The sequence below is a fragment of the Neisseria sp. P0016.S008 genome (genome assembly GCF_051957775.1).
GTDB lineage: Bacteria > Pseudomonadota > Gammaproteobacteria > Burkholderiales > Neisseriaceae > Neisseria > Neisseria flavescens_B.
Window position 1 is genome coordinate 200,536 of record NZ_JBQCWB010000003.1, and the last position, 17,625, is coordinate 218,160.

Consider the following 17,625-nt stretch of genomic DNA (forward strand, 5'->3'; position numbering starts at 1 on the left):
GCCATGTACGAATTGGACGACGACAAAATCTGCAACGACAAATACTGGGTAACGCTGACCGAAAACACCCACATCAAATCCAGCGGCGAAGCAGCCAAAATCCTAAAACAGCTCGAAAGCGACGGCGTGCTGCCTAAAATGCAGAACCATGAATGGGCGCGGCTGTGCATCGCCTTCTGCTTTGCCAAAACCAAAAATATCAAAGATTGGGAACAGAAACCCAGCATGGACGGTGGTTTGGAAATCGCATCGTTCAACACCTGCTTTAATCAAAACGGCAAAAAAGGCGAAGAAAAATTTTGGCTAGCCTACATCAGCCAGCGCATGTTTGACGAAGTGCCAGAACGGAAATTCACCAAAAAACACTTGTTTGCCTATATCCAACTGGCGTGGCACAACGGCGCGAAACTGCTGGAGGAACGTTACCGGAAAGCCTTGGACTACTGTGACGGCAGCATCGTGGAAGCCAAAAAAATATTCTTTGACGAACTGGCCGGCTTGGCGGCGCAACACAGAGACGGTGGTTCGGACGGTGCTACACAGGCCGTTTCAGGCAGCCTGCACCCGGCCGCTTCCGCTATGGAAGAACAAACCTGCATCAAACTCAAAACCGCACTGGACAAAACAGTCGGCAAGGGCGGCACGATACAACCAGAATACGGCGGCGTACGCTACGACTGCCTGCGCGTGCAGTTCGACCGCTATGTGGATTTGGAAAAATACCACAGCCAGATTTGCTCCGAATTAGGCATCGGCGATGACGAAATGCGCTGCGGACGCATACGCGGCGAAGCCAATACATGGCACATCAATATCCTGCGCCCGCAAGACACTTGGCGGCAATACGGGCAAAGTGAGTTTCAGACGGCCTTACAGCAATACCGCGCATCGGCACAGCAATTCAGATTGCCAGTGTGTATCGGTTTGGACGAACGCGGCGAACCCGTGTTTCAAGATTTTGCCACCGCGCCGCATGTGATGGTAGGCGGGGAAACGGGGGCTGGGAAATCGGTACTGGTGCGCTCAATGCTGGCTTCCCTGTTCGAACTCGCTCCTCAGAATGAAACGGAAATCGTCGTGTGTTATTGCAAAGTTTCTGCGGATTTCGCCGCCTTCAAAGACCGTCCGAATTTATGGCAGGGGCGCATAGTCAGCGATGCGGAAGAAGCTGCTGAAATATTGTCGTCTTTTGCTGACGAGATGGATAAACGATACCGCCTGATGGACGAATACGCTGCAAAGGATATTGCAGAAGTCCCACAGCACGCCCGTCCAAAATATGTTGTTATCGTGATTGACGAACTGGCCGACCTTATCGATGTCAGCAGTGACGCAGAAGGGCATTTGGTACGGCTGGCACAAAAAGCGCGCTCCGCAGGAATGTATCTGTTATTGGCAACGCAACGCCCCGATGCGAAAACACTCAGCGGCCGCCTACGTGACAACCTGCCGACCAAAATTGCGTTGAAAACAGGCAAACGCCAGTCTTCCGAGATTATCTTGGGCGAGCGCGGTGCTGAAAACCTGACGGCCAAAGGCGATCATTTGGTCAAATGGAACAATGAAGCAGCACGTTTTCTGCACGGGTATAATGTATAATTTGTTCAACCATCCTTTGCAAAGGTCTCAGGCCGTCTGAAACTTAAATGGGGTTTCAGACGGCCTTTTCCTTTGGGGATTAATGATCAGGCTTTAGATTCACCATCATTCTCTGCTTTGGGCGGAACGGGGGCAAACCAGCCGACCAGAAGCAGCAGCAAGCCGACGATGATGAAGGAGGCGATACGCTCGATACCTCCGCTGTTGGAAAGCTCGATCAGGAAGAGTTTGACGACCACGATGCCCACCAGCGTTGCGCCAGTCATCCAGTAGGAACGCTGTTTGCGGCGGTTGCCGAGTACCATCAAGATGATGGCGGTTACTGCCCAAACGACGGAGAGGCTGGCTTGCAGGCCGAAGGATTGGAGCATGATGTCGAGACGCCAAGTGATGCCGTCGTAGAAATGCCATACGCGCATCACGCCTGCGCTGATCAGCATAAATGCCAAGGCGGCGACAGTGGTTGCCGTGGTACGGCGAAGCTCAGGCGGTAAGGCTTCGGGCAGGGATTTCAGGGCAAACCAAAGCATACCGGCGCTGGCGAGTTCCACCGGATTGAGCACGGGAATATACGGCAACGGCGAAGGTTGGAACGGCGTGGAGAAGTTGGTCCACAGCATCCAACAAGCAGCGGCAAGGGCGCACAACGGCATAGCAAAATGCTGATAAATGGCTTGATGCCGTCTGAAAAAATCGCGGTGGCGCTGCGTATGGAAAACAATCCACATCGCCAAAGGCACGACAAGCCATGAGAGCTGCGCCCAAACGCCGTAAAAACGCTCGCCGGCATACAGCGCCGTCCAAAGCGTCCACAGCGCGCCAAGTATCGTGATATTGAGTTTGTGCAACCAAGCCAAATCATGGCGCGGATAGTTGTTCAAAATAATGAAGTTCAACACGGTAGCGGCCACAAGCGGCAAGGCTGCGGCGGCTGTCACCGCATGCTCGGTATGGTAGGAGAGGAAATGCAGGCCAAACAATGGCAAGAATGCCAAATTGGTTTGCAGAAGCTCTTCCCATTTCAGACGTTTGGCAAACAGCAGTAAGCTGGCAAATATCGGCCACAGCCACAACTGGGTAAACAGGGTTTCCTCGCCTGTCCATTGCATATAAAGGGCGTAGCTGCCTGTTGCCAACGCAGTAAGCAGGATGATCCAGCCTGCAACCTGCGCAAAGTAAACCTCGTTTCCTTCCGGCTTTTCGCTTGCAACCGGCACGCGCGGATATTGCAGCGCGTAGGCAGCCGCAAACAGCAAAGGTGTAGCGGCAACAAGGTACAGATGGGTCAGGAAACCTTTGGATTCATAAATGATGCTGCTTTGCAGCAACAAGGCGAACAATACATTGCCCAAGACAAAAGTGATAAACACATTCGGCTCGTGTTTGCGTCGGCAGAATGCCCACGCTGCCGCCAAAGCGGAAAGGGCAACAATGCTGCCGCGGTCGGCCAAGAAGAGCAAAGGCAAAATAGAGATGTACAGCAAGGCGGCAGACAACACGGCCGTCTGAACGGATTTTTCCCATTGCGCCGAACCTTCGCGACGCAAGAAATACCACAGCAAATAAATCGCCGCACCGCCAAGCAACACTACAACTGTCGTGAACCACTGCCCTTCCAGAACGGTATCAGTGCCGAAGCCCTGATAATTACCCAGCTGAATCAGTGCTGCCAAGAGATAAACAATCAGCGCACCCAAACGGATATGCGGACGCTGTTGGCGCAGACCGAAGAAATACACCAGCGCGGATTCTGCACTCCACAAAATGACCGTATTGCTCGGTTCAAAATAAAGCGGAACAGCAATCGTGAGGAACAACACCGCCAAAGCAAAAAACGCCTGACGTAAAATATACAAACCCTGCTGACGTTTCAGCAGCAGCGCGGCCAGTCCGTACACAGTGGCAAAACCCAATGCGGAAAGCGCATCTGCAGACGGCCAATGCTCCACCATGCGGTATTGCAGGCCGAACGCCGCCGCCATCGTGCCAAACAATAAAGTATGGTCGAGGACATGCACACGCAGGCCGTGTGTATAAATACTGTTGCCAATCTCCTCCAAAGTCGCATTGTCGGCAATCGGCGTAACGCTGTCTTCGCTGTTTTCCGTCAGCTTACGGCGTGCGAACAGATAAGCGATAAAGGTATAAAGCAGCCAGTGGTAAATCAGGAAAGGCTCGGTAGTAGCGAAATGTTGCGGCGTATAACTTCGCATGCCCCACAGCGCGGCAATGGCAAAAGTAGCGGCAAAACCCGTCAGGTTCAGCGGACGCCATGCCTTAAACCACGCAATCGCGGCCACACCGCCATTGAGCAGGGCAAGATAAGAAAACAGCACCAAATAATTGCCGCTGCCGTCTGAAGTCAGCAAAGGCGCGGCCATACCGCCGATTAAAGCAACCTGCGCCATAATCTGCGCATTCTGCCTTACCGCCAGCCACGCCATCAGCACAACCATCGCCACCATCAGCCCGAACACGACCGACACAGGCAGCAGCGGATGCAGTTTCAACGCCGCCAAGGCCGTCAAATACATCACCGCCACGCCGAAACCCTGCAACACCAAGCCATATTCACGCTTACGGCTTTGCAGCTTCCAGCCGCCGACTACCGCCGCCAAACCCGCGCCTGCCACCGTCAGATAACGCAGCTCCACCGGCACATGAACCCGCTCGGAGGCATAGCGCAACAAAAACGCCAAGCCGAGGAACAGCACCACAATACCGGTTTTCAACAGCGGATTACCGCGCAAGAACCAAGCAAAAATCGGATTGTCGGAAAACTTATACTCTCCGCCTTCCACCTTATCTTTATGGATAACGAATTGACGCGATGGCGCTTCTTCGTTTTCAGACGGCATCGAAGCAACAACAGCCTCTTTCTTAGGCAGCCTTGCTTGTTCAGCAGCAACCGGAGCAACCGCCTCGACAACTTCTTCCACAACAGGCTCAGACGAAGCAGCAGCCTTGGCAGAAACAGGATTAATAGGTATAGAAAAAGAAGGAGCAAACGCCTCTTCAATTTTCTGCTTAACAGGCGCAGCTTCCGCTTCAGGCTCAACCCGAACATGAAGCGGCTCAGAGGCCGTCTGAACATCGGCAACAGCCCGAACCTCAAGCCCCTGCCCCACCTTCGCCTCATCACGGACAGCCTCATGCTCCAACACAGACAAACGTTGTTTCAGCAGCTCGATTTCCTGCTCCAGCTTTTGCATCCTGTCGCCTGCCGTAGCAGATTCAGCCAAACGCTCTTCTTGGCGTTGTTTGGCGATTGACCAAGCAACCAGCCAAAACAACGACCCAATAATGACGCCGGTGAACATCTCATCAGCAAAATAGCCGATAATAATAGGAATAAGCAGGCCAAAAAACTGCATGAAACACCTGTTTGATAACAATAAGAATATGCCGATTGTAACACCGGCAACATTATTCATGAAAAAAAGAGACAAAAGGCCGAGAATAAAAGCATACGGCAAATAGAATATAAAGAATCGGCATAAAAAAGGCCGTCTGAAAATGTTTAGGGATTTTCAGACGGCCTCTGCCTATTTCAGCAACCCAACGCAAGTCATGAAAAGAAACGCATTGGGTCTTGTTTCAAACTACGGCTTACCCTCCCGACAATACCGCCGCACCTGTTTTTGCGACGCTTTCGTCTTCATCAACCGAGCCGCCGCTCACGCCGACGCTGCCGACGACAACGCCGTTTTTATCCACCAGCAGCATACCGCCGGGAAAAATCACCAAACCGTCGTTGGTCACCTCAATACCGTAAAGCTCGCCGCCCGGCTGCGAAGCCTTGCCCAAATCGCGGGTGGACATATTGAAATAGCGTGCCGTTTTCGCCTTTTTCTGCGCAATATCAATGCTGCCGATAAACGCATCGTCCATACGCACAAACGCCTTCAAATTACCGCCCGCGTCCATGACCGCGATATTCATCGGCACCTTGATTTCACGCGCCTTTTTCATCGAAGCCTGCACCACCGCCTGCGCCTGAGCCGTCGTCAAATCGCCCGGCAGCGTTTTGGTCAAACCCGCCGAAAACGCCGGCGCACCCAATGCCAAAGTACACAACAATGCAACTGATTTTATGCTGCGCATAACTGTCTCCTTGTATTGAATCCATGAAAGGTACTGCACTTTTGATTGTATGCCTGTCGGCGGGAAGAATAAAGGCCGTCTGAAAACCATAAGATAGGTTTTCAGACGGCCTCGGATGGGTTTTGGGTTTAGGTTTGGTAGGCTGGCTACAATTTACCGAATATTATTTGCAACGCATCAGCGTACGCGTCCGCCAAACTTTTTTGCCTGAGCCGTCCGTCGAGTAATCACGGAATCTTTGCGTCAGCACGCCTCGGTTTAAAGAAAACTCAAAATTATCGTTATAAATCTGCGTACCTTGCTCCGGCTCCTCTTCCCGAACGCGTGCCGTACCTGCAATTTTATCGGGTGAATAAATTCGATAATTCAGTTTCGTATATTTCGCACCCCATTCCCAACCATTTAATTCAATTGATTTTTTACCTATTTCAATATAAAAGCCGCTATCTTCCGACAAATCGACATTACCCATAGCAGCGTTAAGCTCTTTCTCATTTACAGCATATCGCATGGCACATAAGGCCCTTATATGTTTGGGCGAAACCTTCCCTTCATACTTCCCTGCCCATTTGCCTTGAAACGCTTGTGGAATATCTTGGGCAGCGGCTTGGAATCCAAGAAGGAGCAAACCGGCGGTCAGAACAGATTTTAAAGTAAGCGACATTATTTTTATCTTTCAAGAAAGAGTGTTTAAATCAATATGAATAATACAGGAAATGGAAAGAAATATAAAAAGGCCGTCTGAAAACATTTAGAAGGTTTTCAGACGGCCTTGGGTGGGTTTTGGGTTACAAGCACCGCGTGCGTGCGTACCGCACACACCCTACACCCGATGCCCAGTTTCAGTAGGTCAGATTCTTGAATCTGACGGCTTTTGAGATAGCAGGCTTTTGTCGGATACAAGTATCCGACCTACGGCTGGCTATGATATTCATTCATTTTCAACTTTATCAAAATAATTTTTTAAATCTTCAAATAAAACATCTTTATTCATATCAAATTTAATAAATTTGATAAATTCAATAGGTACATTAGCCATGGTGCTAATCCTTTTTAATTCATCCAATAAAAACTCTCTGTTCGATATCATTAAAAATCTTAAATTTTTCCCTTGGTATTTATATGCACTTAAATATATTTTACTAATTTGCTCAAGTACTCGCTCAGATAACTGATTATTCTTAAAAAATTTAGCTTCAATAATAACAGGTTGAATACTTTTACTATGTTTTACATCTACTATAAAGTCATAACAAAATCTACTTCCCTCTATTACTACACCAGTATTTTGGGCAAAAGGATACCCCAAGTTATGAAGTACAGAAGCAATCTCGTCTTCATATTGAGTATATGGACGAACCTTACTCATCCTATTTACTGCGGCGATTGCAACTTTATCTAATGTCGAATCTTTAAGGGTTTCTCCTGCATTTTCTAAAACTTTACTAATATCATTTTTTACAACCCTAACAGCATTATTAAATTTAACGCCATATATTTCAGAAATCCCAAACTCTTCAATAATCTTTTTTATCTCAGGTAAAAATGCTATTAAACTGACCAAAATAAACCCTATTAAAAATCCAAAGTTATAATTTTTAAATATTGAACATATAATTAGCAAAAATAGTGATAAAAAACCAAACAAATTAAGATAATTATCTCTTGCCCATAAGACTATCTTACTAAACTTCTCTTTTTTCATTAAATTAACTCCTTTTCTCTTAAAAAATGTTCTCAGTTTTACGTAAAAACAAATATATGTATTTAATACTTGGCATATTAATGCGCCTCTTCCCAATTCATTCCCACGCCAACCTCCGCCACCAGCGGCACTTTCAACATCCCTTCATCCACTTTCGCCATAATCTGTGGCAGTTTTTCTTTCACTGAATCCAGTTCTGCTTCGGGTACTTCCAGCACCAGTTCGTCATGCACCTGCATAATCAGTTTGCTTTTCAGGTCGTCTGAAACCAGCCAGCGGGACACGTCTATCATGGCGCGTTTGATGAGGTCGGAGGCGGTGCCTTGCATGGGGGCGTTGATGGCGGCGCGTTCGGCTCCGGCGCGGGCGTTGGCGTTTTTGTTGCGGATGTCGGGCAGGTAGAGGCGGCGGCCGAACAGGGTTTCGACGAAGCCTTGGGCGGCGGCTTGTTCTTTGGTGCGCTGCATGTATTCGGCGACGCCGGGGTAGCGGGCGAAGTAGCGGTCGATGAAGGTTTTGGCGGACAGGTTGTCTATGCCCAGCGATTTGGCGAGGCCGTATTGGCCCATGCCGTAAATCAGGCCGAAGTTGATGGTTTTGGCGTAGCGGCGTTGTTCGGGCGAGACGTTTTCGGGGGCGATGCCGAATACTTCGGCGGCGGTGCGGCGGTGTACGTCTTCGCCGTTTTGGAACGCGGCGATGAGGGTTTTGTCGCCGGAGAGGTGCGCCATGATGCGCAGCTCGATTTGGGAATAGTCGGCGGAAACGATGACGCTGCCTTGCGGTGCGGTAAAGGCGCGGCGCACGCGGCGGCCTTCTGCGGTGCGGATGGGGATGTTTTGCAGGTTGGGGTTGTTGCTGGCGAGGCGGCCGGTAATGGCGACGGCTTGGGCGTAGGTGGTATGTACGCGGCCGTCTTTGGGGGAAATCATTTCTGGCAGTTTGTCGGTATAGGTGGATTTGAGTTTCGCCAGGCTGCGGTTTTGCAGGATGATTTTGGGCAATGGATAGTCGGGCGCGAGCTGTTCGAGCACGGCTTCGTTGGTGGAAATGCCGCCTTTGGCGGTTTTTTTCAGGCCTTTGGTGGGAATGCCCATTTTGTCGAACAGGATTTCTTGCAGCTGTTTGGGCGAGTTGAGGTTGAACGGCTGGCCTGCGGCGGCGTAGGCTTCTTGTTCGAGCTTCATCAGCTCGGCGCCGAGTTCCGCGCTTTGGCGGGCGAGTTCGGCGCGGTCGATTTGCACGCCGTTGCGTTCCATTTCAAACAATACTTGCGCGACGGGCAGCTCCATTTTTTCATACATTTCAAGCTGTTTGTCATCCATTTGCGCGCGCAGGTGTGCTTCGAGGCGCAGGGCGAAATCGGCGTCTTGGGCGGCGTATTCGGTCGCCTGCCCGATGGCGACATCGGCAAAACTGATTTGCTTCGCGCCTTTGCCGCACAGCGATTCGTAGGTAATGGTTTCCAAGCCCAGCCAGCGTTCGGATAATTCGTCCAAGCCGTGTCCCAGATGGCTCTCGATGATATAGGAAGCAAGCATGGAATCGCCGGCAATGCCGTTCAGGGCGATGTCGTAGTTGGCGAAAACGTGTTGGTCGTATTTGAGGTTTTGCCCGATTTTTTTCAGGGCGGGGTTTTCCAAATGCGGTTTCAGACGGCCTAATACGTCTTGCAAATCAAGTTGTTCGGGGGCGGCAGTCAGGCTGTGTCCTACGGGGATGTAAACCGCTTCGCCTGCTTGGAACGCGATGCTGATGCCGACCAGCGCGGCATTCATCGCGTCTAGGGACGTGGTTTCCGTATCGATGCCGATGGTGTCTGCCTGCGCCAGTTTGTCCAACAAAGCGGTAAATTGCGCTTCAGTAGTAACGGCTTGATAATCCAGCTTTTCAGGGGCTGGGGCAAGTTCGGGTTGTTTTTCCGGCTGTGTTTCCATCGCCAATGCAGCTTGTTCGCCGATATGCTCACTACCGAACAAATCAGTGTTTTGCGCTTCGTGCATACGGCTTTCCGCCTCTTTCAGCCAAGTGCGGAAGCCCCAGCGTTTGAAATCGACAACCAGCTGCGCCCATTTAGGCGTAGTACGGCGCAGGCTTTCAAGGCCGTCTGAAAGCTCGGTGTGCAAATCCAAATCGGTTTTAATCGTTACCAAATCATACGACAGCGGCAGTTGTTCCAAAGCGGCTTGCAGGTTTTCGCCCACCTTGCCTTTGATTTCCGCAGCGTGTTCCATCACGCCTGCCAGCGAGCCGTAGGCTTCCAACCATTTCACTGCCGTTTTCGGGCCGCACTTTTCCACGCCCGGCACGTTGTCCACCTTGTCGCCCATCAGCGCGAGATAATCGCGGATTTGGTCGGGGCGTACGCCGAATTTCTCCTTCACACCTTCAATGTCCAGTGTTTCGCCGCTCATCGTGTTCACCAGCGTTACGCGCTCGTTCACCAGCTGCGCCATGTCCTTATCGCCGGTAGATACCACCACGTTCCACCCTGCTTCGCTAGCCATCTTAGCCAAAGTGCCGATAACGTCATCCGCTTCCACTTGCGGAATCACCAATACCGGCCAGCCCATCAGGCGCACCAAATCCGGCAAGGCTTCCGCCTGTGGGCGCAAATCGTCCGGCATCGGTGGGCGCGTCGCCTTATAGTCGGGAAACATCTCGTGGCGGAAATTCTTACCCTTCGCATCAAACACCACCGCGCAATAGTCGTGCACATAATCCGCACGCAGCCGGCGCAGCATGTTCAACACGCCATACATCGCCCCCGTCGGCGCACCGTCGGGCGCAGACAAATTCTGCCCCATGGCATGATAGGCGCGGTAAAGATAAGAAGAGCCGTCAACGAGAAGGAGTGTGGGTTTGTTGGACATGGAGAACCTGCTGTGTATATGAAAATAATGTACGGATTATAAAGGAAAAGGCCGTCTGAAAACCGAAAATCAAGTTTCAGACGACCTGATGTTTACATAAATATACGGTTTCAGGTATTGCGCCTAAGAATCCCATCTTGTATATTTGTATTCAAATGAATACAAACCAAAGCAAACGAATATGAATGCAACGAACCGTATCCCAATTAGTGTGCGCATCACTCAGGAAGATGCTGATTTTATTGCCGAACTCAAAATCGAAGGTGCGAATACGCCGTCTGAAAAAATCCGCGAATTGCTCAAGCTGGCGCGCTTGGCGCATACGCAGACACGCGATTACGGCTCCGCGCTGACGGCGCAGGAGCAATTTTTCCAAGCAGCAAAACACGAAATCTTGCACGCAGAAAAGCAGGCCGGAGTGCATTCACATATCGTGGCACGCTTGTTTGAACAGCTTCCCGACTTGGGCGCAACACTCGCCGCCGACCTGCCCGAAGAAGCCGACCTCGATGATTTGAAAAAATACGAGCGCGAACTGATGTGGCGCATCGTCCGCCTCACGGACAGCATCTTGCAACTCGCCGTAACCGGCAAAGGCGCTGCATACGACGATACGGTATTGCAACAGCTTGAAAACACTTTGAAACTGGCAAAGATTGTGCAGCAGGCAAATGAAGTTTAAGGCTGCCACCATACCAAATGAAACAAACACATTTTAGTGAAAGGAAAATCCAAATGAGCGAAACCCTATCCCGCCGAGTAGGCCGTCTGGTAAGCGGCGGTTTTCATGCCCTGATTGATGCGGCGGAAAACCTCGCGCCTGAAGCGGTAATGAACGAAAGCATCCGCGAAATTGAGCGCGCAGTAGATGAAGTGCGTGCTGAATTGGGCAAAGTGTTGGCGCAGAAACACCTTGCCGCCAAGAAAATGGCCGATGAAAGCAACCGCCACGAGGCCATCGATGCCAATCTGCAAGCCGCTGTAGATGCCGGCCGCGATGATCTTGCCGAAGCGGGTATCGCCGAACAGATGGACATCGAAGCGCGTCTGCCCATCTTGGAAAACACCATTGCCGATTGTGCCGCACAAGAAAAAGAGCTGGAAGGCTTTATCGCTGCCCTGCAGGCGAAAAAACGCGAGATGCAGCAGCAGTTGCAAGACTGGCGTGCCGCACAGCAAAGCATGGGGACAGGCAAAACAGCCGGTGGCAACGGCAGCGACCTCAACCGCATTGCCCGTGATGCTGAAAAAAGCGGCAATGCCTTCGACCGTGTGATGGGTCGCCAAAACTCGGTACACAGCAGCACTGATGCGGCGCAGTTGGCCAAGCTGAAAGAACTGGAAGACTTTAGCCGCAACAACCGCATTGCCGAAAGATTGGCGGCATTGAAAGCGAAATCATAAGCCATATTGAAAAAATCGCGGTTTCAGACGGCCTCTATCTTCACGGGGCCGTCTGAAAAAGAAAACCATACACACCTCAATAACAAAAATAATGCCGAATTGGGAAAAATCCTGTCGGTTACGACAAATTAATAAAAATACCCATATCCAATCGGCTTAACTTTAAAATAAAATATATGCCGTCTGAAAATTAAAAAGAATAAGGAAATGCAATATGTGGAATTTAATCAACACCCCCGAAACTGAAATCTTCGGCATTGCCATTGCGCTGATGGTTTTGCTCGGTGTGTTGGAAGTCATTTCCATGCTGGCAGGCGGTATCAGCGACTGGTTGGACAACCTGTTGCCCGACAGTCTGACCGAAACCGCGCACGCCGAGGTCGGATTGGATGTGGCGGACGCAGGCATATTCGTGCGTTTCCTGAGCTGGCTGTATGTCGGACGTATTCCGGTGTTGATGTTGATGGTGGTATTTCTTGCCGTATACGGATTAACGGGTTATCTGTTTCAGACGGCCTTTGCCATTGTATTCGGCAGTTATCTGAATGGCACGCTGGCAGCAGTCATCGTTTGGTTTCTTTCCCTGCCCTTGGTGCGCGTAACGGCTAGCGGTTTGTACAAAATTATGCCGAAAGATGAAACCACTGCCGTTTTGCAGGAAAGTTTAATCGGTCGCGTCGGCACAGTGGTGTTGGGCGAAGCTCGGGTAGGCAATGCGGCGCAGGTGCGCGTAAAAGATGCTTACGGCCAACAGCATTATGTGATGGTAGAGCCTGACTCTGAAGATGTATTGAAACAAGGCGATGCGGTATTGCTGGTGTCGTTGGACGGAAATACATTTAAAGCGATTTTAAATCCGAGCGGCAGCTTGGTAGATTAAGGCCGTCTGAAACCGCTGATTTATCGATACGGTAAAAATAGATACTTTACCGCCCTATCCTCACTATCTAGAAATTTGAAATAACAATTAGAAAAACAACCACCCTATTATTTCAACCCATATTTTTAACCCTTTCAGACGGCCTCTCTCCCTCAAAGCCTTCTGAATCCACCGCCCCAAAGGCATATTAACAAGAAGAAAGGAAAAACCATGAATTTGGTCTCCATCGGCACCATCGCCGGCGTCATACTCGTCGCGCTGTTTGTACTCGGCCTCATCCTGACCCGTCTGTATCGCCGTGCCAGCAAAGAAGTCTCATTTGTCCGCACTGGTTTTGGTGGTGAAAAAGTCATTATGAACGGCGGTGCGATGGTGCTGCCCGTATTGCACGAAATCATCCCCGTCAACATGAATACACTGCGCCTTGAAGTGCGCCGCGCTGCCCAACAAGCGCTGATTACCCGCGACCGTATGCGCGTTGACGTGATGGCAGAATTTTACGTCCGCGTTAAACCCAGCGCCGAGAGCATTGCGACCGCTGCACAAACGCTGGGTATGAAAACCATGTCTCCCGATGAGTTGAAAGACCTCGTCGAAGGTAAATTCGTTGATGCCTTGCGCGCCGTTGCTGCTGAAATGGCCATGGAAGAGTTGCATGAAAAACGTGTTGATTTCGTTCAGAAAGTACAGCAAGTCGTGAGCGAAGATTTGTTTAAAAACGGCCTCGAACTCGAAACCGTTTCCCTGACCGGCCTCGACCAAACCAGCTTTGAGTTCTTTAACCCGCAAAACGCCTTTGACGCGGAAGGTTTGACCAAACTGACCGAAACCATCGAAGGCCGCCGCAAAAAACGTAACGAAATCGAACAAGACACCGACTTGGCAATCAAAACCAAAAACCTCGAAGCCGAGCAGCAACGCCTGAAAATCTCGCGCGAAGAAGAATACGCCAAACTCGAACAAGAGCGTGAAATTTCGGTACGCCGTGCTGAACAAGAAGCCAGCATTGCCGAACAAGAATCTCAGAAAAAACGTGAAGCGGAAGAAGCCAAAATTGCCGCCGAACGCGAAGTGGATTTGAAACGTATTGCCGCCGAACGCGACATTAAAAACGAAGACATTAGAAAAGCCCAAGCCGTTGAGCAAGCGGAGGTTGAACGACGCAAAGCCATCGAATTAGCCGAGCAAGACCGCGCCATCGCCGTTGCCGAAAAATCGCGTGCCGAATCTGAAGCCAAAGCCGAAGCCGACAAAGCTCGCGCCGCCGCCGTTCGCGAAGAAGAGAGCGTGATTACCGTACGCGAAACCGAACGCGCCGAGCGTGCCAAAGCGGTGGAACTGATTGCCGCTGAAGAAGCCGCGCAAAAAGATGCGATTTCGCTCACTGTTGCCGCTGAAGCTGAAAAACAAGCCGCACAAGACCGCGCTGAAGCCGTGCGTATTGCTGCCGAAGCCGAAGCCGAAAAACACCGCCTGCAAGCCAAAGGTGAGGCCGATGCCAAAATTCTGTTGGCACAAGCGCAAGAGCAACAATACAAAGTTGATGCAGAAGGTACCCGCGCTGTGAATGAAGCTGCCAACGTCCTGAGCGTTGAACAGGTTGAAATGCAAGTCCGCCTTGCCCTCTTGAAACACCTGCCCGACATCATCCGCGAATCCGTCCGCCCAATGGAAAAAATCGAAGACATCAAGATTTTGCAAGTCAATGGTCTGGGTGGCTTTGCCGGTGGTGCAAACGGCGCGGAAGGCGCTTCAGACGGCCAAACCACACAAGCCAGCCTTGCAGACCAAATGGTCAACAGCGCCCTGCGCTACCGCAGCCAAGCCCCGTTGGTTGACGGTCTCTTGAAAGAGTTGGGACTGAATGGTGGCGACATCAACGGCCTGACCCAAGGACTAGATAAAACCATCGACCAATCATAAACGAATGCCGTAATAATGATTTAAAGGCCGTCTGAAACTTTTCAGACGGCCTTTTTTGTATGCGAGCTCAGAAAAACGCTAATATTTTCAATACTGATAAATTCAGATCTGTTGTAGTTGTAATAAATTAGGAATCATCCAATCTGTTTTCAAGGATAAAAAGATTGGGTGGGCTATTTTAAATGTGAATCACAAGGCTAACTGCTTCAATAATGATCCAGCAATAATTTAATCATAAAAACCTGTTCTACCATTTCAATTTCAAACTTGCTGTTTACTCGTCTATCGACATTTCAATATCAAGCCGCTTATCTTCAGACAAATAAAAAAGCACAACATTTCGTTGTGCTTTTTCTTAATGAACCCACATTACTTGTTTTTTTGCGAACGAAGGTAGTCCAAAGTTTTCAGCTGGGCAATGGCTGCTGCCAATGCTTTGTGCGCTTCGGCCAGAGATTTATCATCTTTGGCTGCAGAAACACCTGCCTCGGCTGCTTTTTTAGCTGCTTCAGCACGCGCCTGATCCATTTCGGTACTGCGGACGGCAACGTCTGCCAATACAGTAATCTTATCAGGCTGTACTTCTAAAACGCCACCGGAAACGGCAACCAGCACTTCTTCAGCTTCACCCGGAACAGTCAAACGCAATGCTCCGGGGCGTACCAAACTCATAATCGGCTCGTGTCGTGGATAAATACCAAGCTCACCTTGAACGGTCGGAACCACCACAAAGCTGGCCTCGCCCGAATAGATGTTTTGCTCGCTACTAACCACTTCAACTTGCATGGTGCTCATGCCGGCCTCCTTAGTTTAAGGTTTTCGCTTTCTCAGCCGCTTCTTCGATGCCGCCTACCATGTAGAACGCTTGTTCAGGCAGATGGTCGTATTCGCCGTTCAAGATGGCTTTAAAGCCGGCGATGGTGTCACGCAATGAAACGTATTTGCCTGGAGAACCGGTAAATACTTCGGCAACGTGGAACGGTTGAGACAGGAAGCGTTGGATTTTACGGGCACGCATCACAGTCAGTTTGTCTTCGTCAGACAATTCGTCCATACCCAGAATGGCAATAATGTCGCGCAATTCTTTGTATTTTTGCAGAGTAGACTGTACACCGCGCGCTACGTCGTAGTGCTCTTGACCCAATACCATCGGATCCAATTGGCGTGAAGTAGAATCAAGCGGGTCAACTGCCGGGTAAATACCCAAAGATGCAATATCACGGCTCAATACGACGGTTGCGTCCAAGTGGGCGAAAGTTGTCGCTGGAGACGGGTCAGTCAAGTCATCCGCAGGTACATATACGGCTTGGATGGAAGTAATGGAACCGGTTTGGGTAGAGGTAATACGCTCTTGCAAACGACCCATTTCTTCAGCCAATGTCGGTTGGTAACCCACTGCAGAAGGCATACGGCCCAACAGTGCAGATACTTCGGTACCGGCCAGAGTGTAACGGTAGATGTTGTCAACGAAGAACAATACGTCGCGGCCTTTACCGTTTTCGTCTTTTTCGTCACGGAAGTATTCGGCCATAGTCAAACCGGTCAAAGCAACGCGCAGACGGTTGCCTGGAGGTTCGTTCATTTGGCCATACACCATGGCTACTTTATCCAATACGTTGGAATCTTTCATCTCGTGGTAGAAGTCGTTACCTTCACGGGTACGTTCACCCACACCTGCGAACACGGACAGACCGCTGTGCGCTTTGGCGATGTTGTTAATCAATTCCATCATGTTCACGGTTTTGCCCACACCGGCACCACCGAACAGACCTACTTTACCGCCCTTAGCAAACGGACACAGCAAGTCGATCACTTTAATACCGGTTTCCAACAATTCGGTAGTTGAAGACAACTCGTCGAATTTCGGAGCAGTTTGGTGAATGGCACGGCTCTTGTCGGTATCGATCGGACCTGCTTCATCAACAGGCGTACCCAATACGTCGACAATACGACCCAATGTACCTTTACCTACCGGCACAGTGATTGGCGCACCAGTATTGCTTACAGACATGCCGCGTTTCAGGCCGTCTGAACTACCCATTGCAATAGTACGGACAACGCCGTCACCCAGAAGCTGTTGAACTTCCAGAGTCAGACCGTTCTCGTCCAATTTCAGGGCATCGTAAACATGCGGGATAGCGTCGCGTGGAAATTCCACGTCAACCACCGCACCAATAACTTGTACGATTTTGCCTTGGCTCATTATCGTATCCTAATTTCCTGTTCAGGCTTCAGACGGCATTAAACTGCCGCTGCACCTGCTACAATTTCTGACAATTCTGTGGTAATCGCAGCTTGACGCGATTTGTTGTACACCAAGCGCAATTCTTTAATGGCATTGCCTGCGTTGTCGGTTGCGGCTTTCATCGCTACCATACGCGCGGCTTGTTCGGATGCCATGTTGTCGCTCAATGCCTGATAAACCACAGACTCTAAATAGCGGCGAACCAAATATTCCAATACGGCGATAGGACTCGGCTCGTAGCGGTATTCCCAAGTAAATGAAGAATGACCCGCTTCGTCGTCAATAACGTTTTCACCGATAGGCAGCAAAACTTCCATACGCGGCTCTTGGCGCATTGTATTGACAAAACGTGAGTAAACCATATGGATACGGTCTAATTCATGCTTCTCATAACGTTGGAAGATTTCGGTCAGAGGTCCGAGCAGCAATTCCATTTTTGGGGTATCGCCCAAATTGGTTGCGCTGGCAATAACATTCAAACCGATGCTTTGGCATGCAGCCAAACCTTTACTACCCAGGCACACGACTTCGACTTCGATGCCTTGTTCCTGATACTCTTGAACTTGCGCCAAAAACTTTTTCAGTACGTTTGCGTTCAAGCCACCGCACAAACCTTTATCCGAGGTAATCAAAATGAAACCGGCACGACGCACTTCGCGGTGCGGCTCCAACAATTTGATACCATGATCGGCATGGGTCTGTGCAAGATGGCTCATCACTGTACGCACTTTTTCGGCGTACGGACGCGCTAAGCGCATCCGGTCTTGAGTCTTCCGCATTTTAGAGGTCGACACCATTTGCATCGCTTTAGTGATCTTTTGGGTATTTTGAACACTACGGATTTTGGTGAGAATCTCTTTTCCGACTGCCATTTCAGACTCCTTTCATCTCA

Annotated in this window: 13 protein-coding genes; 5 read left to right on the forward strand and 8 right to left on the reverse strand. The window is 50.2% G+C overall.

Annotated features, from left to right (window positions below):
• Positions 1–3 precede the first annotated feature (3 nt).
• A complete protein-coding gene (locus ACTHS8_RS05160) occupies positions 4–1,599 on the forward strand; it encodes an FtsK/SpoIIIE domain-containing protein (protein WP_004518988.1) in 1,596 nt (531 codons plus the stop codon).
• Positions 1,600–1,685: 86 nt separating this feature from the next.
• Here ACTHS8_RS05160 and ACTHS8_RS05165 read toward each other — a convergent pair whose 3' ends face one another.
• The 5 genes from ACTHS8_RS05165 to polA all read right to left on the reverse strand — a co-directional run bounded on the left by ACTHS8_RS05165 (position 1,686) and on the right by polA (position 10,281).
• On the reverse strand, positions 1,686–4,973 hold the full coding sequence (locus ACTHS8_RS05165) for a DUF2339 domain-containing protein (RefSeq protein WP_440373170.1): 3,288 nt from the start codon (positions 4,971–4,973) through the stop codon (positions 1,686–1,688).
• Positions 4,974–5,208: 235 nt separating this feature from the next.
• The gene (locus ACTHS8_RS05170; protein WP_440373171.1) at positions 5,209–5,703 is read right to left on the reverse strand and encodes a GlcG/HbpS family heme-binding protein; all 495 of its coding nucleotides are present in this window, start codon (positions 5,701–5,703) and stop codon (positions 5,209–5,211) included.
• Positions 5,704–5,866: 163 nt separating this feature from the next.
• Positions 5,867–6,367, reverse strand: coding sequence for a hypothetical protein (locus ACTHS8_RS05175; protein WP_440373172.1), 501 nt, complete (start codon positions 6,365–6,367; stop codon positions 5,867–5,869).
• A 267-nt stretch (positions 6,368–6,634) separates the two neighbouring features.
• Positions 6,635–7,408: a hypothetical protein gene (locus ACTHS8_RS05180; protein WP_440373173.1), complete on the reverse strand. Its 774-nt coding sequence runs from the start codon at positions 7,406–7,408 to the stop codon at positions 6,635–6,637.
• A 77-nt stretch (positions 7,409–7,485) separates the two neighbouring features.
• Positions 7,486–10,281, reverse strand: a complete 2,796-nt coding sequence (gene polA, locus ACTHS8_RS05185; RefSeq protein WP_440373174.1) for a DNA polymerase I — start codon at positions 10,279–10,281, stop codon at positions 7,486–7,488.
• A 181-nt stretch (positions 10,282–10,462) separates the two neighbouring features.
• Between polA and ACTHS8_RS05190 the strand changes: the two genes are divergently transcribed.
• From ACTHS8_RS05190 to ACTHS8_RS05205, 4 genes are all read left to right on the forward strand, one after another.
• On the forward strand, positions 10,463–10,963 hold the full coding sequence (locus ACTHS8_RS05190) for a hypothetical protein (protein ID WP_063076785.1): 501 nt from the start codon (positions 10,463–10,465) through the stop codon (positions 10,961–10,963).
• A 53-nt stretch (positions 10,964–11,016) separates the two neighbouring features.
• Entirely contained in the window at positions 11,017–11,685 is a 669-nt protein-coding gene (locus tag ACTHS8_RS05195; protein WP_188208857.1) for a PspA/IM30 family protein, read from the forward strand.
• Between the two features lie 214 nt (positions 11,686–11,899).
• On the forward strand, positions 11,900–12,565 hold the full coding sequence (locus tag ACTHS8_RS05200; protein ID WP_440373175.1) for a YqiJ family protein: 666 nt from the start codon (positions 11,900–11,902) through the stop codon (positions 12,563–12,565).
• 210 nt (positions 12,566–12,775) lie between these two features.
• On the forward strand, positions 12,776–14,488 hold the full coding sequence (locus tag ACTHS8_RS05205) for a flotillin family protein (RefSeq protein ID WP_440373176.1): 1,713 nt from the start codon (positions 12,776–12,778) through the stop codon (positions 14,486–14,488).
• A gap of 369 nt (positions 14,489–14,857) precedes the next feature.
• Here the strand turns inward: ACTHS8_RS05205 and ACTHS8_RS05210 are convergent, their stop codons facing one another.
• From ACTHS8_RS05210 to atpG, 3 genes are read right to left on the reverse strand one after another with little or no spacing between them, the layout of a single operon-like run.
• Positions 14,858–15,283, reverse strand: coding sequence for a F0F1 ATP synthase subunit epsilon (locus ACTHS8_RS05210; RefSeq protein WP_049331696.1), 426 nt, complete (start codon positions 15,281–15,283; stop codon positions 14,858–14,860).
• Positions 15,284–15,293: 10 nt separating this feature from the next.
• The gene (gene atpD / locus ACTHS8_RS05215; RefSeq protein ID WP_003683789.1) at positions 15,294–16,691 is read right to left on the reverse strand and encodes a F0F1 ATP synthase subunit beta; all 1,398 of its coding nucleotides are present in this window, start codon (positions 16,689–16,691) and stop codon (positions 15,294–15,296) included.
• A gap of 38 nt (positions 16,692–16,729) precedes the next feature.
• A complete protein-coding gene (gene atpG / locus ACTHS8_RS05220) occupies positions 16,730–17,605 on the reverse strand; it encodes a F0F1 ATP synthase subunit gamma (RefSeq protein ID WP_063076779.1) in 876 nt (291 codons plus the stop codon).
• Between the last annotated feature and the right edge of the window lie 20 nt (positions 17,606–17,625).